At 64.1% G+C, this 23,651-nt stretch carries 22 protein-coding genes; 12 read left to right on the top strand and 10 right to left on the bottom strand.

The genetic code is table 11. From position 1 onward, the window contains the following. Window positions 1-37 precede the first annotated feature (37 nt). The 3 genes from IE093_RS07650 to IE093_RS07640 all read right to left on the bottom strand — a co-directional run bounded on the left by IE093_RS07650 (window position 38) and on the right by IE093_RS07640 (window position 2,682). Window positions 38-547 carry a methylated-DNA--[protein]-cysteine S-methyltransferase gene (locus tag IE093_RS07650; protein ID WP_189467800.1) on the bottom strand — a complete coding sequence of 170 codons (510 nt, stop codon included), beginning with the start codon at window positions 545-547 and terminating at the stop codon, window positions 38-40. A gap of 21 nt (window positions 548-568) precedes the next feature. Then, window positions 569-1,942, bottom strand: a complete 1,374-nt coding sequence (locus IE093_RS07645) for an AlkA N-terminal domain-containing protein (RefSeq protein WP_189467798.1) — start codon at window positions 1,940-1,942, stop codon at window positions 569-571. A gap of 269 nt (window positions 1,943-2,211) precedes the next feature. Then, window positions 2,212-2,682, bottom strand: a complete 471-nt coding sequence (locus tag IE093_RS07640) for an Lrp/AsnC family transcriptional regulator (RefSeq protein ID WP_189467796.1) — start codon at window positions 2,680-2,682, stop codon at window positions 2,212-2,214. Window positions 2,683-2,819: 137 nt separating this feature from the next. Between IE093_RS07640 and kynU the strand changes: the two genes are divergently transcribed. After that, the gene (gene kynU / locus IE093_RS07635) at window positions 2,820-4,052 is read left to right on the top strand and encodes a kynureninase (protein ID WP_189467794.1); all 1,233 of its coding nucleotides are present in this window, start codon (window positions 2,820-2,822) and stop codon (window positions 4,050-4,052) included. A gap of 127 nt (window positions 4,053-4,179) precedes the next feature. Beyond that, window positions 4,180-5,577 (top strand): sodium-dependent transporter, encoded by a 1,398-nt coding sequence (locus tag IE093_RS07630; RefSeq protein ID WP_189467792.1) that lies wholly within the window; start codon window positions 4,180-4,182, stop codon window positions 5,575-5,577. Window positions 5,578-5,852: 275 nt separating this feature from the next. Here IE093_RS07630 and IE093_RS07625 read toward each other — a convergent pair whose 3' ends face one another. From IE093_RS07625 to IE093_RS07600, 6 genes are all read right to left on the bottom strand, one after another. Then, window positions 5,853-6,455, bottom strand: coding sequence for a 2-hydroxychromene-2-carboxylate isomerase (locus IE093_RS07625; protein ID WP_189467790.1), 603 nt, complete (start codon window positions 6,453-6,455; stop codon window positions 5,853-5,855). A 125-nt stretch (window positions 6,456-6,580) separates the two neighbouring features. After that, window positions 6,581-8,098, bottom strand: a complete 1,518-nt coding sequence (locus IE093_RS07620; RefSeq protein ID WP_189467788.1) for a malonate--CoA ligase — start codon at window positions 8,096-8,098, stop codon at window positions 6,581-6,583. Further along, window positions 8,095-9,450, bottom strand: a complete 1,356-nt coding sequence (locus IE093_RS07615) for a malonyl-CoA decarboxylase (protein ID WP_189467786.1) — start codon at window positions 9,448-9,450, stop codon at window positions 8,095-8,097. Before IE093_RS07615 ends, IE093_RS07620 begins: the two co-directional genes overlap by 4 nt. Before the next feature lie 16 nt (window positions 9,451-9,466). Further along, window positions 9,467-10,801 carry a TRAP transporter large permease gene (locus IE093_RS07610; RefSeq protein ID WP_189467784.1) on the bottom strand — a complete coding sequence of 445 codons (1,335 nt, stop codon included), beginning with the start codon at window positions 10,799-10,801 and terminating at the stop codon, window positions 9,467-9,469. A gap of 2 nt (window positions 10,802-10,803) precedes the next feature. Next, the gene (locus IE093_RS07605; RefSeq protein WP_229803360.1) at window positions 10,804-11,325 is read right to left on the bottom strand and encodes a TRAP transporter small permease subunit; all 522 of its coding nucleotides are present in this window, start codon (window positions 11,323-11,325) and stop codon (window positions 10,804-10,806) included. A gap of 73 nt (window positions 11,326-11,398) precedes the next feature. Beyond that, complete coding sequence (locus IE093_RS07600; RefSeq protein WP_189467782.1) at window positions 11,399-12,400, bottom strand: TRAP transporter substrate-binding protein; 1,002 nt, start codon at window positions 12,398-12,400, stop codon at window positions 11,399-11,401. 279 nt (window positions 12,401-12,679) lie between these two features. On the opposite strand from IE093_RS07600, the gene IE093_RS07595 reads away from it, so the two are divergent. Further along, complete coding sequence (locus tag IE093_RS07595) at window positions 12,680-13,366, top strand: GntR family transcriptional regulator (RefSeq protein WP_189467780.1); 687 nt, start codon at window positions 12,680-12,682, stop codon at window positions 13,364-13,366. An 83-nt stretch (window positions 13,367-13,449) separates the two neighbouring features. On the opposite strand, the gene IE093_RS07590 is transcribed toward IE093_RS07595, so the two are convergent. Beyond that, a complete protein-coding gene (locus IE093_RS07590; protein ID WP_189467778.1) occupies window positions 13,450-14,439 on the bottom strand; it encodes an AraC family transcriptional regulator in 990 nt (329 codons plus the stop codon). 336 nt (window positions 14,440-14,775) lie between these two features. On the opposite strand from IE093_RS07590, the gene antA reads away from it, so the two are divergent. The 9 genes from antA to IE093_RS07545 all read left to right on the top strand — a co-directional run bounded on the left by antA (window position 14,776) and on the right by IE093_RS07545 (window position 23,146). Then, the gene (gene antA / locus IE093_RS07585) at window positions 14,776-16,161 is read left to right on the top strand and encodes an anthranilate 1,2-dioxygenase large subunit (RefSeq protein WP_189467777.1); all 1,386 of its coding nucleotides are present in this window, start codon (window positions 14,776-14,778) and stop codon (window positions 16,159-16,161) included. Window positions 16,162-16,164: 3 nt separating this feature from the next. After that, entirely contained in the window at window positions 16,165-16,650 is a 486-nt protein-coding gene (antB, locus tag IE093_RS07580; protein ID WP_189467774.1) for an anthranilate 1,2-dioxygenase small subunit, read from the top strand. A gap of 20 nt (window positions 16,651-16,670) precedes the next feature. Then, on the top strand, window positions 16,671-17,687 hold the full coding sequence (gene antC / locus IE093_RS07575; RefSeq protein ID WP_189467772.1) for an anthranilate 1,2-dioxygenase electron transfer component AntC: 1,017 nt from the start codon (window positions 16,671-16,673) through the stop codon (window positions 17,685-17,687). Between the two features lie 95 nt (window positions 17,688-17,782). Beyond that, window positions 17,783-18,907, top strand: a complete 1,125-nt coding sequence (locus IE093_RS07570) for a muconate cycloisomerase family protein (RefSeq protein WP_189467770.1) — start codon at window positions 17,783-17,785, stop codon at window positions 18,905-18,907. Window positions 18,908-18,936: 29 nt separating this feature from the next. After that, a complete protein-coding gene (gene catC, locus IE093_RS07565) occupies window positions 18,937-19,227 on the top strand; it encodes a muconolactone Delta-isomerase (RefSeq protein ID WP_189467768.1) in 291 nt (96 codons plus the stop codon). Window positions 19,228-19,291: 64 nt separating this feature from the next. Continuing rightward, window positions 19,292-20,227 (top strand): catechol 1,2-dioxygenase, encoded by a 936-nt coding sequence (gene catA / locus IE093_RS07560; protein ID WP_189467766.1) that lies wholly within the window; start codon window positions 19,292-19,294, stop codon window positions 20,225-20,227. 73 nt (window positions 20,228-20,300) lie between these two features. After that, window positions 20,301-21,284 (top strand): TRAP transporter substrate-binding protein, encoded by a 984-nt coding sequence (locus tag IE093_RS07555; protein ID WP_189467764.1) that lies wholly within the window; start codon window positions 20,301-20,303, stop codon window positions 21,282-21,284. 57 nt (window positions 21,285-21,341) lie between these two features. After that, entirely contained in the window at window positions 21,342-21,890 is a 549-nt protein-coding gene (locus IE093_RS07550; RefSeq protein ID WP_189467762.1) for a TRAP transporter small permease, read from the top strand. Next, on the top strand, window positions 21,887-23,146 hold the full coding sequence (locus IE093_RS07545; protein WP_189467760.1) for a TRAP transporter large permease: 1,260 nt from the start codon (window positions 21,887-21,889) through the stop codon (window positions 23,144-23,146). Before IE093_RS07550 ends, IE093_RS07545 begins: the two co-directional genes overlap by 4 nt. The last annotated feature ends 505 nt before the right edge of the window (window positions 23,147-23,651 follow it).

Here is a 23,651-nt window from a genome sequence, read left to right as displayed (position 1 = left end):
CTTGCTGAGTCTGTGCATACATGTATCCAGTGTTTTCTCAGGAATTCAGTGAATAAGGGAGATGCTCCTGCTCATGTAGCAGCAGCCAGCGCTTCCTTTCGAGCCCGCCGGCATAGCCGGTGAGCTGGCCGTTTCTGCCGATCACCCGATGGCAGGGAACCACGATCGCCAGCGGATTGCGACCGTTGGCGGCGCCGACGGCGCGCATGGCTGTGAGCTGGCCGATGCGCTCGGCGATCTCCGCATAGCTGCAGGTCTCGCCGAACGGGATCTTGGTCAGTTGTGCCCACACGTTTTGCTGGAACGGCGTGCCTTGCGGTGCCAGCGGCAAGTCGAAGTCCTGGCGTTGGCCCTCGAAGTATTCCGCCAATTGCTCACAGCAGCGCTGGGTGTGGGGATGTGGCCGGGGCGGTTCGTCGCGTGTTTCGACGAAGGTAACCTCGGTCAGGCCTTCCTCGCTGGCGCGAATGCGCAGCAGGCCAAGAGGCGTTTCACCCGGCGGTTGGTAGTAGTCGAGGTACGGGGCGGATGTCGTGTCGTGGGACATGTCGGCGGCTCCTGGAGTGACTTATCGAGACCATAGCTGCAAGGTGAGATAGCTGCGCCACGGGGCGGCGCCAGCAGGGTCGTGGCCGTTCAGCGAGGGCAGGGCCCTCTTGACGCCGAGGTCGCCGGCCAGCCAGATATCGGGGTGGCTGGCGCCGCGCATGGCGGCGTAGTCCGCTGTCCACTGACCGACCCCCTTCAGTGCCGTCCAGGTCGACGGTTCATCGAAGTTTTCAGTTTGCTGCCTATGAAAAGTAGCGAAGCGGTGCAGGGTTTCGCGGCGCGCTTCAGGCATCTTCAGAAAAGCCAGGTCGCTGTCGGCGATTCGGGAGGAGGTGGGAAAGTGGTATCGGACTTGCCCACCCGCTTCGCCTACCGGCTCGCCGAGTGTCGTGACCAGTGTGGTAACCAGCCGACGAGCGGCGACGATCGTGACTTGCTGGCCGAGAATGGCGCGTACGCCAGCCTCGAACAGGCTCCACACACCGGGCAGGCGCAGGCCTTCTATCAGTGACAGGTCGGGTAGCGCATGGCTCAGGTGCGCTTCGATCACTGCGGTATCGGCATCCAGGTCGAGCAGGCGACGGATCCGCCGGACCACCGGTGACAGCATGCGCAGATCGTTGAGTTCCAGCATCACCAGGAAGTCATGCCGGTCGGGTCTGTGCTCGGCGGTAAAATGGCCTCGCGCCTCTCCCCAGGCGACGCAGCGACCGTAATGCTGGTCGCCGACCCACTCCAGGCCTTTGATCTGGCGGCTGATGAAGAAGTCGCGCAGGCTTTCCCAGGCATAGGGCGGACGGTAGGCGAGACGCAGGGTCAGGGCTGAGGAACGCTCGGCCGGTTCGCGGCGCACGTCTCGTGGGGTGAGCCCGATGTGCGACTTGAAGGCATCATTGAAACGGCGCAGGCTGCGAAAGCCGCTGGCGTAGGCGATGTCGGTGATGGGCAGCGTCGTCTGGTGCAGCAACTGCTTGGCGAACAGGCATTGGCGGTAAAGGGCGTAGGTCTTCGGCGCGACGCCGAAGCGTTGCTGGAATAGCCGGCGCAGGTAGCGCTCGCCGATTCCCAGACGCTCGCAGAGGCTGGCCAGGCTACCTTCCTGCAGGGCACCTTCGTCGATCAGGCGCAGGGCACGCTCGAGTGTGGTCTGCGTGCCGCGCCAGGCCGGGGAATCCGGGGCGCTGTCCGGGCGGCAGCGCAGGCAGGGGCGAAAACCCGCCTGCGCTGCTGCCACGGCGCTGTCGAAGTAGACGACATTGCTCTCCAGCGGTGGCGTGGCCGGGCAGATCGGCCGGCAGTAGATGCCGGTGGTCTTCACCGCAGTGAAAAATTGGCCATCGAAGCGAGCATCCCGCGACAGGCGGGCCTGACGGCAGAGTTCGCGATCCAGCATAGTGGCATCCCTCTCATACCCGATTTCCCTTGCTTTCCATTTCACCAGTGTATCCCCGCGGATGGGGAAAACTAGCCGGAATCGGAACCGAAGGAGATGCCGAATAGTGTTCACTTGTAACTTGCCGCGGCAGGGCGACGGTTGTGCACCGCTGGAGCCGGTGCTGCGCGCCAAGCTTGTGCTCGAGTGGCAGGAAGCAAATGACCGTGACCTAGCGGAAAGCCTGCTCGAGGCGATGCATGCCAGTCAGGTGTCGACTATTCGGCTCCTTACCCCGATTCGACCTTCAGGGGCCCGTTGGTTTTGAGGGTATCCATGGCTACCTGGGTCGCGATATCACGGATGCCCGGCATGGGACTGATGGTAGTGGAGAGGAAGCGGGAGAGCGCCGCCAGGTCCTCCACCACCACTCGCAGGATGAAGTCATGGCTGCCGGTGACAGTATGGCAGTCGATTACCTCGTCGCGGGCCAGCAGGGCCGCGACCGCCTCCCGGGGCGAGGCCATGCGCCCCTTGTCCACCGAGAGAAAGACGAAGGCGGTGACCTTGAGCCCGAGGGCCTCCGGATTCAGGCGCAGGGCATAACCCTCGATGACACTCTCCTTTTCCAGCCGGGCGATGCGTCGCGAGCACTGACTGGGCGACAGGTTGACGGTCTCTGCCAAGGCGCCAAGGGTCAGGCGTGCGTCTCGCTGTAGAGCCTGCAGGATCTTGCTGTCGAAGCGGTCTATCTTGTTCATTCGCATGTTTTCTTCATTTGATGCAATGATTTTGCATCAACATCGGTATTCATGACAAATAACGCAAGCCTGTCCCGTGCTGCTCCTCCTAGAATCGTGGCCATGCACTCGCTGCCCGTATTCTCTGGAGGTGTTCCATGCCCATGACCCTTGAGGCCGTTCGCGAACTGGATCGTTGGGATCCCCTGGCGACGTTCAAGGCCCGCTTCGCGCTGCCCGATGGAGAGATCTACCTGGATGGCAACTCGCTCGGCGCCCAACCCCTGGCTTCCCGAGAAGCCGTGGTCAGCACCCTGGATCAGTGGCGTGATGAACTGATCAAGGGTTGGAACCAAGGCTGGTTCGATGCCCCGGAGCGCTTGGGCAATCTGATGGCACCGCTGATCGGGGCGGGGCAGGGGGAGGTGATCGTCACCGACAACATCACCCTCAATCTCTTCAAGCTGCTGGGCTATATCACCGAGTCCCAGGGCCGCCAGCGCCCGGTGATCCTCAGCGAGGGCGGCAACTTCCCCACCGATGGCTATATCGCCCAGGGCCTATGCCGCTTCGCTGGTTACGAGCACCGGGTATTGCCGGAGGGCGCGGCGCTCGTCGACTACCTGGACGACCGGGTGGCGGCGGTAGTGCTGAGTCAGGTCCACTACCGCACCGGACGCCTGCGCGACATGGCCGCCACGACCCAGTTGGTGCACGAGCATGGTGCCGAGATCGTCTGGGACCTGGCCCACTCCGCCGGCGCCCTGCCGGTAGATCTGCATGACTGCGGCGTCCGCTATGCGGTGGGCTGCACCTACAAGTACCTCAATGGCGGCCCTGGGGCCCCGGCCTTCCTCTATGTGCACCGCGACCACCAGGCTGGCGGCTGGCAGCCGCTCTCCGGCTGGCACGGCCATGCCGCGCCTTTCGCCTTCGACGGCGACTATGCCCCGGCGTCGGGCATTACCCGCTTTCGTAGCGGCACTCACTCGGCGCTGATCTATGCCCCCCTGGAGGCCTCGTTACGGCTCTGGCAGGAGGTGGACATGGCGGCGCTACGCGAGAAGAGCCTGAAGATGACCGAGCTGTTCCGCGACTGCTTGGCGGACCTGCTCGAGGCCCATGGCATCGGCGACATCACCCCACCGCCGGCGGAGCGCGGCAGTCAGGTGGCGCTGATCGTGCGCGAGCACGGCTATGCCATCGTCCAGGCACTGATCGCCCGGGGCGTGATCGGCGACTATCGGGAACCGGGTTTGATGCGCTTCGGCTTCACGCCACTGTACCTGAGCTATGAGGACGTCTGGCAGGCGGCGCGACATTTCCGCGAGGTGGTGGAGCGCCGCGAGTACCTAGCGCCGCGCTTCCAGGAGCGGGCTGAGGTCACCTGATGACTGCCGGGGCATCCCCGTAGGCCCGGGAACTGGCCGATTGCAACCACTTCTACATTCTCGAGCGACTCGGCGAGCTGCCCTGCTGAGTCATCAATCCACAGCATGACCTGGTGAGTTGATTCCAATGACAATATCTCAAGCCAAGACCGCCGCCGGGGCGGCAGCGCCTGCACGTGAGGCGCCGGCCCGGGCCCAGTTCTCCACCCGTTTCGGCTTCCTGATGGCCGCCGCCGGTGCGGCTGTGGGGCTCGGTAATGTATGGAGCTTTCCCTCCATGGCCGCCAACAACGGCGGCGGTGCCTTCCTGGTGGTCTATCTGGCCATGGCCGTCATCCTCGCCTACCCGGCGCTTATGGCCGAGCTGACGCTGGGCCGCTATGCCCAGAGCGGCATCATCAATGCCATGGCCCAGGTCGGTGGGCGCGGCCTGCTGCGGTGCTTCGGCCAGGCGGTGGGTGGGCTGGCGCTGCTGGCCGCCTGCCTGGGGCAGGCCTTCTATGCCATTGTCACTGGCTGGCTGATCGGCCATGCCCTGCTGCCTATCAGCGAGTTGCTGGGCCTGAACGGGGCCAGTACCTGGCTTGCCGAAGGGAGCTTCTGGCGCGACTGGACGCTGACCCTGCTAGCCATGTCGGTAACCGCGGCGGTGGTGCTGGCCGGCGTCAACCAGGGCATCGAGCGCTGGTCGCGGCGGCTGATGCCGTTGCTGCTGGTGATGATGCTGGCGCTGATCGCCGTGATCATGACCTTCCCCGGAGCCGGTGAGGGAGTGAAGGCCTACCTGATTCCCGATATCTCGCGTATCGATGGCCAACTGATGCTGGATGCCATGGGTCAGGCGTTCTTCTCGCTGTCCATCGGCGTGGGTGCCATGGTGGTCTACGGTTCCTATCTGAGTCGCCAGGCGCATCTGCCAAGGGTGGGTGCCCAGGTGATGTTCATCGACATGGGAGTGGCCTTCGTCGCCGGTCTGCTGATCGTGCCGGCGATGTTCGTGGCTAGCGGCCTGGGAGTGGAGGTCTTCAACGAGGCCGGCGAGCTGCAGAGTTCCGCGACCCTGCTGTTCTCGGTGATGCCGGCCATGTTTGATGCCATGGGCCAGCTAGGGCAGGGGCTGGAGCTGATTTTCTTTGTCCTGCTGGCCATCGCCGCCCTGACGTCCATGTTCCCGGTGCTGGAAGTGCCGGTGTCAACCATCGAGGAGACCGGCGTGATCCGCCGGCGTCCGGCGACCCTGCTGATGGGTGCCGTGACCCTGGCCGTGGCGACTCTGATCCTGGCCTACTTCGAGGTGCTGTTCGGCCTGGCCATCACCCTGACCATCAATTACAGCATACCCCTGGTGGGTGCCTTGGTATGCATCTATGTGGGCTGGCTGCTGTCGCGCCATGCCAAGCTCCAGGAGCTGCGCCGCGGCGCGCCGGAGATTGAGAAGACCCTCTTCTGGAAGATCTGGCCCTGGTATATCCGCGTCGTCTCCCCGCTGCTGATCCTGGTGGTGATGGAGCGTAGCCTGGCCTGAGTCAGCTCCTGACTGGCGGTGTGAAGTGCACAGGGTCCGGCTCGGCTGTGTCCCTCGGCCATGCATTCGAGACTCACGCTCGTGAATCGTGATCGGTCGCCGAAACTCGCCGGGCCGGCCCTCGTGTCGCTCAGGACGCGGCGTAGATATCCTGATACTGCTGGCGCAACTGGTTCTTCTGCACCTTGCCCATGGTGTTGCTCGGCAGTTGGTCGATGAAGAACACCCGCTTGGGCTCTTGTACTTGGCCAGCGGGCCTGAGCTGACCCGCTGGCTCAGAGCTTGCCGGTCAGGGCCTTCTCGACCAGATCGAGGCGGTCCTGGCCCCAGAAGGGCTCGCCGTCGACGACATACCAGGGCGAGCCGAAGCAACCCGCCGCCAGGGCCTTCTCGCAAGCCTCGTCGAGGCGCTGCTGTCCCTGGTCGCTATCCGACTCGCTCAGCAGCCGCTGGCCATCCAGCCCGCAGGCGTCGGCGACCTCGCGCAGGGTGTCCGGCTCGGCGATGTCGCGCTCCTCGACCCAGCAAGCCCGCATCAGGGCCAGTGACAGGCCGGCGATGTCATGCCCTTGTGCCTTCGCCGTCAGCGCCAGGCGAGCCGCCGGGCGGTCATCCGTCGGGAAGTGCTTCGGTTCCCTGTTGAGGGGGATGCCGAGCAGCTGCGGCCAGCGCTTGAGTTCGTCCATACGATAGGCCTGCCGCTCCGGGGCGCGCTTGGGCAGGGGCAGCCCGCCGGTCTTGGGGAAGATTTCGCTGAGCGTGATCGGCACGTAGTCGATGGTGGCGCCGTGGCGCGCGGCAAGCTCGCCGAGTCGCGAGTGACCCAGATAGCTCCAGGGCGAGACGTGGCTGTAATAGTAGGTGATGACCTTCGCCATGACGATGTCTCCTGCCGGGTGGTTCAATGACGCTGCGTACGTGACTCGATACGACGGGGGCGCTGGGCATCCGCCGCGGCGTCGCCGTCGTGTCGGGCCCGGATTTCCGTGCCGTCGGCGACGGTTCAGCGATAGGTGTCCTGGTACTGCTGGCGCAGCTGGTTCTTCTGCACCTTGCCCATGGTGTTGCGCGGCAGTTGGTCGACAAAGAACACCCGCTTGGGCTGCTTGTACTTGGCCAGTCGGCCCGACAGGGAGGCCAGCACCGTCGATTCATCCAGTCGTGACTGTGCGCGAGGCACGACCACGGCGGTGACCCCTTCGCCGAAGTCGGGGTGGGGCAGTCCGATCACCGCCGATTCCATGACGCCGTCGAGTTCGTCGATCACCTGCTCGACCTCCTTGGGATAGACGTTGTAGCCGCCCGAGATCACCAGGTCCTTGTCGCGACCGACAATATGTACATAGCCGCGTTCATCGACCATTCCCAGGTCGCCAGTGACGAAGAAGCCGTCCTCGAGCAGCTCCTCGCGAGTCTTCTCGGGCATGCGCCAATAGCCGATGAAGACGTTGGGGCCGCGTATCTCGAGCATGCCGATCTCGCCGTTGGGCACCGGCGTGTGGGTCTCGCGGTCGGTGATGCGAATCTCCACCCCAGGCAGCGGCTTGCCCACGGTGCCGGCGATGCGCTGGCCATCGTAGGGGTTGGAGATGTTCATGTTGGTCTCGGTCATGCCGTAGCGCTCGAGGATCGCATGGCCAGTGCGCTGCTCGAAAGCCTGGTGGGTCTCGGCGGTCAGCGGTGCCGAGCCGGAGACGAACAGCCGCATGTTGGCGGTCACTTCCGCTGTCAGGCGGGCATCCTGCACCAGGCGCGTGTAGAAGGTGGGCACGCCCATCATCACAGTGCCGCGCGGCAGCTCCTCGAGGATCACGTCGACATCGAACTTGGGCAAGAACAGCAGGCTCGAGCCGACCGTCAGGGTGACGTTGCAGGCGACGAACAGACCATGGGTATGGAAGATCGGCAGGGCATGGATCAGCCGGTCGCTCTCGGTGAAGTGCCAGGCTTCCGCCAGCGTGGCCGCGTTGGAGCCGAGGTTGCGGTGAGTGAGCATCGCCCCCTTGGAGCGTCCCGTGGTGCCCGAAGTATACAGGATCGCCGCCAAGTCGTTGGCATCGCGGGGTTCGATGTCGTCGTAGGGTGTGGCGCGTTCGGCGGCCTCCATCAGGCTGCCATCGCCCGCAGTGCCCAGTGTCTCGACCGCCGGGCAGCCGCTCTCGGCGGCGATGCTGCGAGCCCCCTCTATATTGGTTGGACGACACACGAACAGTGCCGGTTCGGCATCGCCCAGGAAATAGCGAATTTCTTCGCCGGTATAGCCGGTGTTGAGCGGCAGGTAGACGCCGCCGACCCGCAGACAGGCGAGATACAGCAGAATGGCCTCAGGGCTCTTGTCGACCTGCACCGCGACGCGGTCGCCCGGTTTCACGCCCAGAGCTACCAACGCGCCGCCGAGGCGGGCGCTGGCCGCCAGCGCTTCGGCGTAGGTGTAGCCGCGGCCTTCACGGGTGGTGATGAAATCGGCGTCGCCACGTGCCTGCATGCGCTCGGCGAAGGTGCTGAAGAGGTTATGGCTCATTTGACGGTCTCTCCCTTGGCCTGCTTCCGGGCCCGGCGCTGGAGGTCGCGGACCTCGCTCGAGCAGGCCACGGTGGCGTTGGCGATGTAGTTCTCGTGGTTGCGTTCAATGTCGTCGAGGACGTAGAGGTAGTTGACCATCAGCCCGGCAGCCTGCTTGAGGCCCTTGTTCGAAATGTCGCCGAGCCAGTTGATGCGATGCAGCTCGGCGCCGTTGCCCAGGTGGAAGCGCGCGACAGGATTGGCGGGCAGGCCCTTGGCGTTCTTTTCCTCGACCAGGTAGCGAGCCGCAAGCGGCTTGATCACCGTCTTCAGGCGCTCGGCGCGTTCTGGATCGCTGTGCCAATCCGGTATCTCTAGCTCGGCCAGGGCATTGCGCAGCGATTCCGGCAGGCTTTCGTCGTCGCGACGCTCGTCGAGCCACTGGCGGAATCCGGGCACCGGCGACAGCGTCACGAAATGCTTCAACTGCGGCAGCTCCTGCTTGAGCTCCTGGACCACCTGCTTGATCAGGAAGTTGCCGAAGGAGATGCCGCGCAGCCCTGTCTGGCAGTTACTGATGCCGAAGAAGGCCGCGGTATCCGCCGACTCGGGGTCGTCGATCTCGTGGTGCTCGGCCTCGAGGATCGGCTGGATCCGTTGCGGCAAGCCCTTGTGCAGGGCCACCTCGACGAAGATCAGCGGCTCGTCGCCGATCGCCGGGTGAAAGAAGGCGAAACAACGCCGGTCACGGGCGTCCAGTCGGCGGCGCAGGTCGTTCCAGTCCTGGATCTCGTGAACCGCCTCGTAGCGGATGATCTTCTCGAGGATCGATGCCGGCGTGTTCCAGTCGATGCGCTTGAGTACCAGGAAGCCACGGTTGAACCATGAGCCGAACAGGTGGGCGAAGTCGGCGTCGATGGCGTCGAGTTCCGGCGTGTCACGGCGTATGCGCAGCAGGTCCTCGCGCATGCGTACCAGCGCATGGGTGCCGTCGCTGGCCAGGTTCAAGCGGCGCAGCAATTCCTGGCGGCGTGGCTCGCAGACAGTGAACAGCGCATGCAGGCTGCGATTGTCGCGGGTCTGGTGATAGCTCTCGTAGGCCGCATCGATCTCTTGCGGGTCGGCGGCGAACGCTTCCGCCAGGCGCGTGAAGAATTGCCGCTTCTCGACATCGTCGAGCCGGTTGTACATGTCCAGTGCGCGACTCGCCAGGGCGATGCTGGAGGCCTCGCCGTCGCTCTCCAGCAGCGCATGGCAGGCTTGTGTCAGGCGCGCGTGGTCCAGCGTTTCCGGCGTGTACTGGCGGCGCCTCAGCAGGGCATCACGCTGGGTGATGTTGTTGAACAGCTCCTGCAGGAAGGTCATGTTCATGATCGAGCGTCCTCCTTCAGCCCATGATCAGGTCGGGCAGCCAGGTGGCCAGTCCCGGGAAGAAGCACAGCAACAGGATTCCCAGCACCATGCACAGAGCATAGGGCAGGCTGCCCATCAGCACGTTGCGTAGGGAGATGTCCGGCGCGATGCTGTTGATGATGAACAGGTTGAGCCCCACTGGCGGAGTGATCAGGCCGATCTCCAGGTTGATGGTCAGCACCACCGCGAACCAGTAGGGATCGAAGTTGGCGGCCAGGATGATCGGCATCAGGATCGGCGCGGTCATCACGATCACCGCCACTGGGGGCAGAAAGAAACCAGCCACCAGCAGAAACACGTTGATCACGCCCATCAGTACCCAGCGGTTGACCTCCAGGTCGGCAATGGCGCCGGCCACGGTCTGGGTGATGAACAGCGACGACAGCGCATAGGCGAATACCTCGGCGGCGGCGATGATCAACATGATCATCACGCTCTCGCGCAGCGAGTCGCGCATAATCAGCTTGATGGGCTTCACCTGCCACATGCGGTAGATGATGATGGCCAGCGCCAGGCACAGGAAGGCACCCACCCCGGCCGCCTCGGAGGGCGTAGCTACCCCGCCGTAGAGTGCGAACAGGATGCCGATCACCACGGCCAGGAAGGGCAGTACCCGCACCAGCGCCTTGAGGTTGGCATCGACGTTCTCGCGGATGTTGCGCTTGACCTTCTCCGCGGTCGCGGCCAGGGGATTGTGGTAGCCACCGGCCAGCTTGCAGGCGATCAGTGTCCAGATCATGAACAGGCCGGCGAGCATGAAGCCGGGAATCACGCCAGCAATGAACAGGCGACCGATCGAGGTCTCGGTGGAAATGCCGTAGATGATCATCGTCACCGAGGGCGGAATGAGGATGCCCAGGGTGCCCCCGGCAGCGATGCAGCCGGCGGCGACGCCATCGGGATAGCCACGGCTACGCATCTCGGGAATGCCCATCTTGCCGATCGCCGCGCAGGTAGCCGGCGACGAGCCGGAGAGGGCGGCGAAGATCGAGCAGGCGCCGATATTGGAGATTGCCAGTCCTCCGGGCATTTTGCCCAGCCACAGATCCAGCGAGCGGTAGAGGTCGCGACCAGTGGGCGAGGAGGCCACGGCGGCACCCATCAGGATGAACATGGGGATGGCGACGAAGCCGAATTCGGCGATACGGTCGAAGAAGGTCTCGCCGAAGTAGGTCAGCTCGCTCATGCCGCGGTCGGCGACCAAGGCTATCAACGAGATGCCGCCCAGGGCGAAAGCGATGGGCGTGCCGATGGCCATCAGCACGACCAGGCCGATGGCGACGAGAATGCCGGCGGTAACGGGATCCATGCTCACTCCTCCCCACGCAAAATTTCGGCGATGTACTGCAGCGTCAGCAGCGTGGCGCCCACCGTCATGGGCAATACCGCCGGCCACAGTGGCGGATTCCACACCGTGCCGGTGGTCCAGCCACCGTGCCAGGCCTCGTAGACATAGACCCAGGAGGCATAGGCCAACGCGGCGCAGAAGGCGAGGCCGGCAAGGGAAGCGATCAGGCGCATGATTTTTTGGGGCAACCCGGAGAGGCTATCGGGCAGCACGCTGACCGAAACATGACCGCCGGTCATCAGCACATATGGACTGCCCATCAACATGGCGGCAGTCACGGAAAAGACCGTGAATTCGGTTTGCCAGCTGGTGCTCTCGCCCAGGATATAGCGCACGAAGACCATCTGGCACACCACCACCACCCCGGCGATGAACAGCGCCGCGGCGAGGTAGGCAGTGAAACGCGATAGCCTGTCCATCAGGCGAATGTAGCCGCCGACGAACGCGCCGGGCGTTGCGGCGGAGTGGGTGCGGGAGTGTTCCATGGTGCCCTCCGTCAATGCGTGGTGGCCGCCCTCGAGGGGGCGGCCCAGCGTGTCTGAACGCATTGCTACGGCCTCATTCCACCGCGAGAGCGGCGTCGATCAGGGCTTGGCCGTTGGGCACGTTCTCGGCGAACGACTTGTAGGAACTCTCCTTGGCAATCTGCAACCAGGCGTAGTAGTCCTCCTGCGACATGCTGACCACTTCGACACCGTTCTCACGGAAAACGTCGACCATGGTCTGGTCGAGCGCCCTGGCTTCCTCGACGAAGAAATCCTCGGCGGCTTGTCCAGCTTCCAGCAGTGCCTGTTGTTGCTCCTCGTTGAGGTTGTTCCAGCTCTGTTCGGAAATTAGAATCGGCTCATACATGAACCACAGCGCATTGTCTCCCGGCTCGGTCAGGCAGGTGACCTGCTCGTAGATACGGTAGGACACGAACGAACCTGAAGAGGTGTTGGCACCGTCCAGCACACCGGTCTGCATGGCGGTGTAGATCTCCGAGGAGGGCATCGAAGCGATCGAGGCGCCGGCGGTTTCCAGCATTTCGTCGAAGGCGGGACCGGCGGCGCGCAGGGTTTGGCCTTCGACGGTATCCGGCGCGGTGATGCAACGCTCGCTGGAGGCGAAACCGCCGGCCAGCCAGGCATCGGCCAACACCCGAGCTCCACCCTCCTGGATCACATCCTTGATCATGCCCATGAACTCGGAGTCGTTGAGTCGCCGGGCATGCTCATGGTTGCGCACCAGTCCCGGCATCAACGTGGCGGAGAACTCCGGATGACGACCACTAGCGTAGTCGAGCGGCAGCGCGGTCATGTCCAGGCGACCGCGAACCAGGGCGCCCCACTGTTCTTTTGCCTTGAATAGCGATTGACCCGGATAGACCTCGATCTCCAGGCCGACATCGGCATCGGCCACGTGTTTGGCCATCAATTGCACCATCTCGTCGCGAACGTCCCCTTGGCCACCGGGGAACTGATGCGAGGCACGCAGGACGGTCTGTGCCGAGGCGATGCTGCTGAAGGCGAGGGCTGCCAGGGTGAAGGAGGCGATCGCTGGCGTGATTGAGCGTTTCATGGCGTCTCCAAATGCATTGTTGTTGTGCGTTGAAATGTTTATCAGCGTCGCTGATGTATACATCAATAGACCCTTTGCTATACTAGTGTCAATCCCGTGACGCTAGACAAAAGTGGTAGTGGCATAGCGTTGTGGAGAAGCGTCACGTAGGAGCGCCCGTGGGCGCGATGGAAGGGGCCGCCAATGACCGGCCTGCGGCCGGATCGCGCAGAAAATCTGCGCTCCCACGAGAGTGTGGCCAGCCCGGCCCCAGACACGAATGCCTTGTAGGAGGTGGCCGTGAACGGCGTAAAACGATCGAATGCCCAGCGACTCAGGGATTCGCTGGAAGACGATATCATCAACGGTCGTCGAGCCCCGGGAGAGCGGCTCGATCCGGAAACATTGGGCAAGGAGTTCCAGGTGTCGCGCACGCCGGTGCGCGAGGCGATCCAGCAACTGGTGGCCAGTGGCCTGGTGACGGTGTCTCCGAAGAAAGGCACGTTCGTGGCCAAGGTCGGTATCGACCAGTTGATCGAGATGTTCGAGGTCATGGCCGAACTGGAAGGCATGTGTGGGCGCTTGGCGGCGCGTCGAATCACCCAGTTGGAAATGCTCGAACTGCGTCAGGCTCTGGAGCGTTGCGAAGCCGCTGCCGAGGCCGGCAACCCCGACGAGTATTACTACGAGAACGAAGCCTTCCATCATTGCATCTATGCCGCCAGCCACAACGGCTTTCTGGCCGAGGAAGCCCGTCAGTTGAAACAGAGGCTGAAGCCCTACCGCCGCTTGCAATTGCAGGTACGCCATCGCATGGGCACCTCGCTGGCCGAGCATCGTGACATCGTGGCGGCGATCGAGGCGGGTGATGCGCAGGCCGCCGAAGACGCGCTACGCCAGCACGTGCTGATCCAGGGCGAGCGCTTCAGCGATTTCGTCGCCAGCGTGAGGGAGCTTAGCGGCACGACGCTGGCCGGCACCGGCTGAGGAATAATAATGGAGCCTGTGCGCACCTTCTGCGGAACGTGACGTCTCTGGCTGCCGTCTCGCCAGGCGGTGGGCCGTGGGAGTCATTGTAGTGGGATGGTACTGCGGCGTTTGAGGGTCTCCGAAGGCAGCTCCCCGAAGCGCGCCTTGTATTCCTGAGAGAAACGGCCTAGTTGCTGGAAGCCGCAGTCCATGGCGATGCTCGAGACGCTTTCCATCGGTGTGGCTTGTTCCAGGCGCTGGCGCACATGCTCGAAGCGGCGCTGGCGGAAGTAGGCGATGGGGGAGACCCCGAAGTGGGTGTGGAAGTCGCGATAGAGGCGCTCCCGGGAGACGCCGGTGGCGCGCTCCAGGTCGGCCAGTCCCAACGGCTGGTCCAGGGAGTCTCGGAACAGGGCATCGAGCCGGGAGAGATAGGCCGGGCGGCCCTGCTGGCGGTCCAGTAGCTCGCTTGAGTAGTTATGGGGCTGGGTGTAGAGCAGGCTAGTGATCAGCGAATTCTCGAAGTTGCTCCACACCTCGGGCAGGTCACAGAGCGACCCCTCGGCATCGAGCATCTCCTGCAGGTTGGCGACCATGCGCCACCACTCCTGCACCGTGCCGCTCAGCGGCATTCGTGGGTCGAAGATTACCGGGCGGGGCAGTTCATGGCTGAGCAACTGGGAGAGCTTGCGTTCGATGGCCTGGCGTGACAGCCGTACCAGGCGCTTCCGGCAACTCTCGTCCATGCTCAGCTGCAGCGGCTGACTGGGGGAGATGATGGCGGCCACGCCGCTATCGGAGCCGAAGGCGTCGCCCCGGAGCTCGAAGCTTTGGGTGCCGTGCAAGGGCAGGCTGATGCTGTAGCTATGGGTCAGGTCGGCGATGTCGATATGGACGGGGGTCGAGTATTCGATGATGCCGATGGAGACGTTGCCCAGGCTGGTGCCCTGGTGGCGAAAGCTGAGCTCTTTGGGGTGCGGCACCTCGAGGCGATGAGGGCCGTTGATGCCACACATCCAGCGGCAGGCCGAGTCGGGGCTATGGAACTCGGCGGTGATCTGCTGTCGCGTCAGGGAAGCGGATACAGTCATGGTTCCTCCTGGTCTCACCGCCAGGTGTCGTTGTCATCGGGCCTCGGCTGAAGCCGTGATGGGCGGTCGAGACGACTGTTCGCATCTCGCCCATAGGTGCGTAGTGCGAACTTTGTAAGTGTCATTCTGCCACTCAACGGGAGTAGGTGCCAGTGGCGTGGCCATGATGACTGGCTACCGAGACTAAGGTCTAAGAGCCTGAAATCCCCATGCCTGGTGGAAGGTTACCATGCCTGAAAAAAGTGTATAGCGTTGCCCCAATAACTGCATAGTGGGTTCCTGGGGGGAGTCCCTAAGGTTGGTCGTACCCGACAAGCAACAAGACGGTAACGACCGATGACAGCACACCGCTCCCTCCCCCAATGGCAGGCGTTCATCGAGAACTGCCTCGATTTCCGCCCCGATGACGGCGTCTATCGCATCGCGCGTGACATGTTCACCGACGAGGCGCTGTTCGATCTCGAGATGGAACTGATCTTCGAGAAGCAATGGATCTTCGCCTGTCACGAAAGCCAGATTCCCAACCCCAACGACTTCATCACCATGCAGGCCGGTCGCCAGCCGATGATCATCACCCGCGACGGCAAGGGTGAACTGCATGCGCTGGCCAATACATGTCAACACCGCGGCGCCACCCTGACCCGGGTCTGCAAGGGCAACCAGTCCACCTTCACCTGCCCGTTCCACGCCTGGTGCTACAAGTCCGACGGCCGCCTGGTCAAGGTCAAGGCGCCGAGCGAGTATCCGGCGGATTTCGACAAGTCGAGCCGCGGCCTGCAGCAGGCGCGCATCGCCAGCTATCGGGGCTTCGTGTTCATCAGCCTGGACACAGAATCCACCGAGAGCCTCGAAGACTTCCTGGGTGATACCCGCCTGTTCTTCGACATGATGGTCGAGCAGGCCGAGGACGGCGAGCTGGAGGTGCTGCCGGGTGAGTCCCGCTACACCTTCAACGGCAACTGGAAGCTGCAGAACGAGAACGGCCTCGACGGCTATCACGTCAGCACCGTGCACTACAACTACGTCTCCACTGTGCAGCATCGCCGCGAACTCGAAGTGCAGAAGAACGGCGGCGGGGACACCCTCGATTACAGCAAGCTGGGTGCCGGCGACAAGGACACCGACGACGGCTGGTTCTCGTTCAAGAATGGCCACAGCCTGCTGTTCAGTGACATGCCCAATCCTCAGGTGCGTCCCGGCTACGCCACGGTGATGCCGCGCCTGATCGAGAAACATCCCCAGGAGCGAGCTGAGTGGACCATGCACCGCCTGCGCAACCTGAACATCTACCCGAGCCTGTTCTTCATGGACCAGATCAGCTCGCAGCTGCGCATTGTGCGTCCCATTGCCTGGAACAAGACCGAGGTCATCAGCCTGTGTCTGGGTGTGAAGGGCGAGTCGGATGCTGACCGCGAAAACCGTATCCGCCAGTTCGAGGACTTCTTCAACGTCTCCGGCATGGGCACTCCCGACGACCTGGTGGAGTTCCGTGAGCAGCAGCGCGGCTTCCAGGCTCGCGCCTCCCGCTGGAGTGACATCTCCCGGGGTCACCCGGACTGGCAGAACGGCGAAACCCACAACAGCAAGGTGCTCGGCATCCGGCCGGTGATCACCGGCACCGAGTTCACCCACGAAGGGCTCTATGTCAACCAGCACGGGACTTGGCAGCGGCTGCTGCTCGAGGGGCTCGAAAAGAAATCACTCAAGCTCCAGGAGGTGTAAGCCATGAGTCTCCAGCAATCCATCGAGCAGTTCCTGTACCGCGTGGCCGAACTCTGCGACGACCAGGACTGGGACGGTTACCTGGCGCAGTTCGCCCCCGAGTGCGAGTTCCATATCCCGCAGTGGAAGAACGAGCACGAGGTCACCAGCGATCCCAAGCGCGAGATGTCGCTGATGTACTACGCCGACCGCACCGGCCTCGAGGATCGGGTGTTCCGTCTGCGCACCGGCCAGTCAGCGGCTTCCACGCCGATGCCGCGGACCCTGCACCTGATCGACAACGTGCGCTACGTGGAGCAGGGCGACGGCATCGTCTGGGTGCGGGTCAACTGGGTGACTCACTTCCATCGCTTCGGCGAGAGCAACCACTTCTTCGGCACCGCCGACTACACCCTGCGTGGCGAGGGGGACAGCTGGAAGATCACGCGCAAGCACACCGTGCTGCACAACGACAAGATCGACTCCGTGCTGGATTTCTACCACGTCTGAGTTTCGCTGGAGGGCGAGTCATGCATAACACAGCCGCCATCGTCTTTCGGGACGGCATCACACGCTTCGTCAAGGTCGACAAGAACGAGCTGCTGATGGACGCCGCCCAGCGTCACGGCGTCAACCTGCCGGTGGACTGCCGGGAAGGGGTCTGCGGGACCTGCCGCTGCCTGCGAGAGTCCGGCAAGGTCGACGTCGAATACATCGACGAGGAGGCGCTGACCGAGGAGGAGATCGCGGAGGGCCATGTGTTGGCCTGCCAGACTCGCCTCCTGTCCACCAATGGTTCCTTCTACTTCGATGTGGATTCCAGTGTGTGCAGTGTGGCCACCGAGGTTCACGACGCCACTGTTAGCGAGGTGAAGCAGGTCTCCGACGCGGCCGCCATCCTCGAGATCACCCTCGATGATCCCACCCAGGCGCTGCAGTACTTGCCCGGGCAGTACGCTCGCATCGAAGTGCCGGGCACCGACGAATGGCGGGCCTACTCCTTCGCCACCTCATCGGTGAAGGACGGCAAGCTGCGCTTCCTGATTCGCCTGCTGCCCAGCGGGGTGATGAGCGACTACCTGCGCGATCGTGTCGCCGTCGGCGATGCGATCTCCCTGGAGGCCCCATTGGGTGCCTTCTACCTGCGCGAGGTCCAGCGTCCCCTGCTGATGGTGGCGGGTGGCACCGGGCTTTCGGCCTTCCTCGGCATGCTCGAGCAGCTCGAGGAGGAGGGCGATTGCCAGAAGCCAATCCGCCTATGCTACGGCGTGACTCAGGAGACCGACCTGAGCGAACTCGATCGTCTGGACCGCTTTACCGACACGCTGCCGGACTTCGCCTACGAGAGCATCGTGATGAATGCCTCGGAGGCATGGAAGGGCAAGCGAGGCGTGGTCTGCGACCTGTTCGACCTCGACTTCCTGGCCCAGCCCTTCGATGCCTATCTGTGCGGCCCGCCGCCGATGATCGAGGCCTCGAAGCACTGGCTCGAGGCGCGCGACGTCGGCGATCACCAGTTGTTCTTCGAGAAGTTCGTCTCGAGCTGATCGGTATCCGCTCGGTGTGGTGAGTCCCGCCGGCCGGATATCCCCCGACCATTACCCTGTGAGCGGTGCCCTGAGGCGTGCCGCATGGAGCCCCGATGCACGACATTCTGATCAAGGAGATCGAGACGCTGTTGGTCGACCTGCCGACCATCCGTCCGCACAAGTTGTCGATGACCACCATGGCCTGCCAGACCCTGGTCATCATCCGCCTGCGGTTGTCCGACGGCACCGAGGGCCTGGGCGAAGCCACCACCATCGGTGGCCTGAGCTATGGCCCGGAAAGCCCCGAGGGCATCAAGCAGACCATCGACACCTACCTGGCGCCGCTGCTGATCGGCCAGCCGGCTTACAACCTCAACGCTCTGCGGGCGCGCATGAACCGCCATGTGCGCGGTAACAGCTTCGCCAAGTCTGGGCTCGAGACCGCACTGCTCGACGCCGAGGGCAAGCGCCGCGGCCTGTCGGTGGCGGAACTGCTGGGCGGTGCCCAGCACGATCACTTGCCAGTGCTCTGGACGCTCGCCAGCGGCGACACGCAAAAGGACATCGACGAGGCCTTCCAGCGCCTCGAGGAACGCCGTCACTGCGACTTCAAGCTCAAGATCGGCGCCAACCCGGTGGATCAGGATGTACGCCACGTCGGTGCCATCAAGGCGGCGCTGGGCGACCGGGCCAGCGTGCGGGTCGACGTCAACCAGGCCTGGGACGAGGCCACCGCGGCCCGCGGCATCGATGCTCTGGAGGCCGCCGGCATCGACCTGATCGAGCAGCCGATCCCTGCCCGGGAGTTCGCCGGCCTGGTGCGGCTGGCCAACCGCTTCGTGGTGCCGATGCTGGCCGACGAGGCGGTTCACGACGCCCGCGACGGTTTCACCCTGGCCTCCTGCGGCTTCGGCGATGCCTTCGCGCTGAAGATCGCCAAGGCCGGCGGGCCGCGCAGCGTGCTGGAGTTGGCCCATGTGGCCCAGGCCGCCGGCATCAGCCTCTACGGCGGCACCATGCTGGAGGGCACCATCGGCACCGCCGCTTCCCTGCATGCCTGGTCGACGCTCGGCGAGCTGACCTGGGGTACTGAGATGTTCGGCCCCCTGCTGCTCAAGGACGACATCGTCGCCGCGCCGCTCCACTACCACGAGTTCGGCGTCGACCTGCCGGTCGGCCCAGGCCTCGGCATCACCCTCGACGAGGACAAGCTCAACCATTACCGGCGCCGCGACTGAGACGCCCCCCGCATCCCAAGGAGACGCTCATGCTCTTCCAGGTGGAAATGACCGTGAAGCTGCCACCGGACATGCCGTCCGAGCAGGCCGCCGAGATCAAGGCGAGCGAGAAGGCCTACGCCCAGGAACTGCAGCGTGCCGGCAAGTGGCGGCATCTGTGGCGGGTGGCTGGCAACTACGCCAACGTCAGCATCTTCGACGTGGAGGACAACGCCGAGTTGCAGGAGCTGATCAGCCACCTGCCGTTGTTCCCCTTCATGGAGATCCGCGTCAAGCCGCTGTGCCGCCATCCGTCCTCGATCCGCGAGGACGATTCCTGAATCACGGATGACGCCGGCCACCGTCGCCGGCTGCAAACAGACGATAACAACCGAGGACACGACCATGACCGTGAAGATCTTCGATACCCCAGAGGTGCAGGACTTCCTGAAGACCGTCAGCGGCTTCGACCAGGACGGTGGCAGCGAGCGCGCCAAGCGGATCCTGCATCGCCTGCTGTCCGACCTCTACCGCCTGATCGACGACTTCGACGTCACCCCCGAGGAGTTCTGGGGCGCCGTCAGCCAGCTCAACGCCCTGGGCAAGGAGAATCAGTTCGGCCTGCTGGCGCCGGGGCTCGGCTTCGACCACTACCTGGACATGCGCATGGACGCTACCGACGCCGAGCGCGGCCTGACAGGTGGCACCCCACGCACCATAGAGGGGCCGCTCTACGTGGCCGGCGCCCCTGAGGCCGAGGGCTTCGCCCGCCTGGACGATGGCTCGGACAATGAGGCCGAGGTGATGTGGTTGACTGGCCAGGTGCGCGACGTGAACGGCAACCCCGTTCCTGGCGCCAAGGTCGAGATCTGGCACGCTGACACCAAGGGCAACTACTCCTTCTTCGATCCCACTCAGTCGGAGTATCACCTGCGCCGCACCATCCATGCCGACGCCGACGGCCGCTACCGTGCCCGCAGCATCATCCCGTCCGGCTACGGCTGCCCGCCGGACAGCCCGACCCAGCAGGTGCTCGACCTGCTCGGCCGCCATGGCCAGCGTCCGGCGCACATCCACTTCTTCATCTCGGCGCCGGGTCACAAGCACCTGACCACCCAGATCAACCTGGCCGGCGATCCCTACACCTACGACGACTTCGCCTTCGCCACCCGCGAGGAACTGGTGATCGACGCCAACCGCATCGAGGACGCCGCCGAGTCGGAGTTGCGCGGCCTGACTGGTCCCTTCACCGAGGTGGTCTTTGACGTGGAACTGGCCAGGACCGATGCCGCCGAGCTGCAGAGCCGTCACAAGCGCCCGCGCGCCCTGGAAGACGCCTGAGCGCCCTTGCGGGAAAGCCGGCCCTTCGGGGCCGGTTGCATCAGCGAAGACTACAACAAGAGAGACCAACCCCATGAACAAGCTCAAGACCCTGATGACGGCCGCCGTGGCGGCTTCCCTGTCCGTGACCGCCTGGACCGCCCAGGCCCGCGACTTCCGGCTCGGACTGATCACCCCTCAGCCACATATCTGGACCCAGGAGGCCGAGGGCTTCGCCGAGACTCTCGAGGAGCGATCCGGTGGGGAGCACAGCGTCAGCATCTTCCCCGCCCAGCAGTTAGGCACCGAGGCCCAGATGGTCCAGCAGCTCCAGGCCGGCTCTCTGGACATGGCCTTCCTCACCATTGCCGAGATCTCCAACCGCATTCCGGACTTCGGTGCCCTCTACGCGCCCTTCCTGGTGAAGGACATCGACCACGCTGCCGCCCTGCTGCGCTCGGATGCGGCCGGTGACCTGCTCGAGAAGATGCCGGCCCAAACCGGCCTGGTGGGCGTGGGGTACGGCATGGCCGGCATGCGTCAGATCCTCAGCCGCGAGCCCATCGAGTCCGCCGAGGACCTGAGCGGGCTCAAGGTACGCATCACGCCCTTCGATCCGATCCGCGACTTCTATGCCGCCGCCGGCGCGGCGCCCACGCCGCTGCCGCTGCCCGCCGTCTACGACGCGCTGGCCAACGGCCAGGTCGATGCCATCGACATGGATTACGACGCCATCCGCTTGCTCAAATTCTACGAGCAGGCTGACAACCTGGTGGTCTCCAACCACATGATATTCCCCATGGTGGCGGTGATTTCCGGGCGCGTCTGGCAGCAGCTCGACGGCGAGGATCGCGAGATGATCCGCACCGCCATGGCCGAGCATGCCGACAACGTCATGACCCGCTTCCAGGAAAACCATGCCGTTTGGGGCGAAGACCTGCGCAGTCAGGACATCACCGTCACCGAGGTGGGCCCCGACTTCTTCCAGGACGCCATCGCCAAGTGGGAGGGGCTCTGGGTGCCCAAGGCGCCGTCGCTCGGCGCCCTGCGCGAGACGGCCGCCGAACTCGCCGAGTAATGGTTCGCTCTTCCTCATCATCGCCCCGGCCTCGCGCCGGGGCTCCTGGAGGCTGTCATGCTCAAACGAATCTCGTCCGGCATCGCCCGGTGTGAGGGGACGATCGCCGCGGGCCTGGCCGCGGTGATCAGCCTGCTGATCCTGCTCAACATCGCCACCCGCTCGCTGGGCCATGCCCTCTACTGGACCGATGAACTGGCCATCCATGCCATGATCTGGATGACCTTCTTCACCACCTCGGCGGTGCTCAAGCGTCGCGAAGGCGTCGCCGTGACCCTGCTGGTCGATGCCCTGCCGAGCGGCGCCCGGCAACTGCTGCACCTGTCAGTCGACGCCATGGTGCTGTTCTTCGCGCTCTTCCTGGCCGTATTGTCCTGGCGCTGGTACGACCCGGCGACCCTGTGGGCCAGCGGCTTCGACATCCAGGCCTTCCAGGGGGAAACCTTCAACTTCATTTATTCCGAAACCTCGCGCACGCTGGGCATTCCCAAGTTCTGGGTCTGGCTGTGCCTGCCGATCTTCGCGGTGTCGCTGAGCCTGCATGCCGTCGTCAACCTGGTCGACGGCCTGAAGGGATTGGTGACCGCGGAAAGGAGGCTTGCATGACGCTCGTCGTCTTCGCCGTTCTGCTGCTTGGCGCGGTGCCCATCGCCCTGGTGCTGGCGCTCACTGCCGCCTGGTACATCGTCGATTCGGGCAACACCTTGTTGTTCGCGTCCTATCCCCAGCAGCTCTATGGGGCCATCGAAAACTACGGCCTGCTGGCCATCCCGCTGTTCATGCTCGCCGGTGAGCTGATGAACGAGGGCGGCCTGACCCGGCGGCTGATCGACCTGGCACGGATCCTGGTTGGTGGCTTCCGTGGCGGCCTGGTCTATATCAATCTAGTGGCCAACATGATGATGGCGGCCATCGTCGGCTCGGCGGCCTCGCAGATCGCCATCATGTCACGGGCCATGGTGCCGGCCATGGAAGAGGACGGCTACGACAAGCCCTATGCCGCGGCCATCACCGCCGCCGGCGGGCTGCTGTCGCCGATCATCCCCCCTTCCATGCTGTTCGTGCTCTACGGGGTGATGGCCCAAGTGCCGATCGCCGACATGTTCATCGCCGGCATTCTGCCGGGGCTGATGATGGGCGGACTGTTCTTCCTGGCCATCGCCGCGGTGGGGCTGGTCCAGCAGTACCCGAGCGGCCAATGGCCGACCCGTGATCAAGCCAAGCGCTTCCTGATGATGGGCCTGCCGGCCATGAGCATCCCGGTGATCATCATCGGCGGCATCCTGGCGGGGGTGGCCACGCCCACCGAATCGGCGGCGCTGGCCTCGCTGGCGGCCCTGCTGATTGGCCGCTATATCTATCGCGACCTGACCTTCGCCAAACTGCCGGAGATCCTCAAACGCACCGCCTTCAACGCCGGCCTGGTGATCATGCTGATCGCCGCTGCCGGGGTGTTCGGCTGGGTGATCGTCTACGAGCAACTGCCACAGATGGCCGCAACCTGGATTGCCGACCTGACCGACGATCCCTTCGCTTTCCTGATGCTGGTGGTGGGGATCCTGCTGTTGGTGGGTATGGTCGTCGACGGCATCGCCGCGTTGATCTTGGTGGTGCCTATCCTGCTGCCTATCGCCCAGAATCAGTTCGACATCACCGCATACCAATTCGGGGTGGTGGTGTGCCTGACGCTGGTGCTGGGGCTGCTGACGCCGCCGGTGGGCGCGGGGCTGTTCATCAGTTCATCGATGACGGGTGTGCCGCCACTACGGATCTTCCGCTCGCTGCTACCCTTCCTGCTGATGAGCCTGTTGGCCCTGGTACTGCTGGCCTGGCAGCCCTGGCTCACCCTGGCGCTGCTCTAGCGGCGGCCTTCCGCAGGAGCAGGGCGTGCCGCCGATCCCGAACCAGGGATCGGCGGCGCTTCAGTGATTTCGTTGCCAGCGTGAGGGATTTTGGCGCGCTTCGCTCGAGCGGGGCGGGTTAGTCCAGGTATCCCTCGTGGCGCAGCAGCCACTGCTTCCTCTGCAGCCGCCAGCATAGCCGGTGAGCCGTCCATCCGTCCGATCACTCGATGACAGGGCACCACGATCGTGGCCGTTCAGCGATGCCGGTCTGACGGCACAGCTCGGGATCCAGCATGACGGCATACCTCGACGACTGACTCGACTCACCCTCGCAGTGTATCGCGAATGCGGGCAAGAACTCGCCGGAATCGGAACTCGGAGCGGACGCGAAGGGCGTCTCGCCCGACGAGCAGGACGCCCCACGCATGCTGCATCAACCGGAACTGTGTTGGCATTTTCTTGACCAACTCGAGTGTTACCACCACTGATAGATAGAGCCCCCTGGTATGACCAGGGTTGATAG

The sequence above is a fragment of the Litchfieldella qijiaojingensis genome, assembly GCF_014651875.1.
Taxonomy (GTDB): domain Bacteria; phylum Pseudomonadota; class Gammaproteobacteria; order Pseudomonadales; family Halomonadaceae; genus Litchfieldella; species Litchfieldella qijiaojingensis.
The sequence above is the reverse complement of the archived record's forward strand: the minus strand, read 5'-3'. Positions and strand labels throughout refer to the sequence as shown.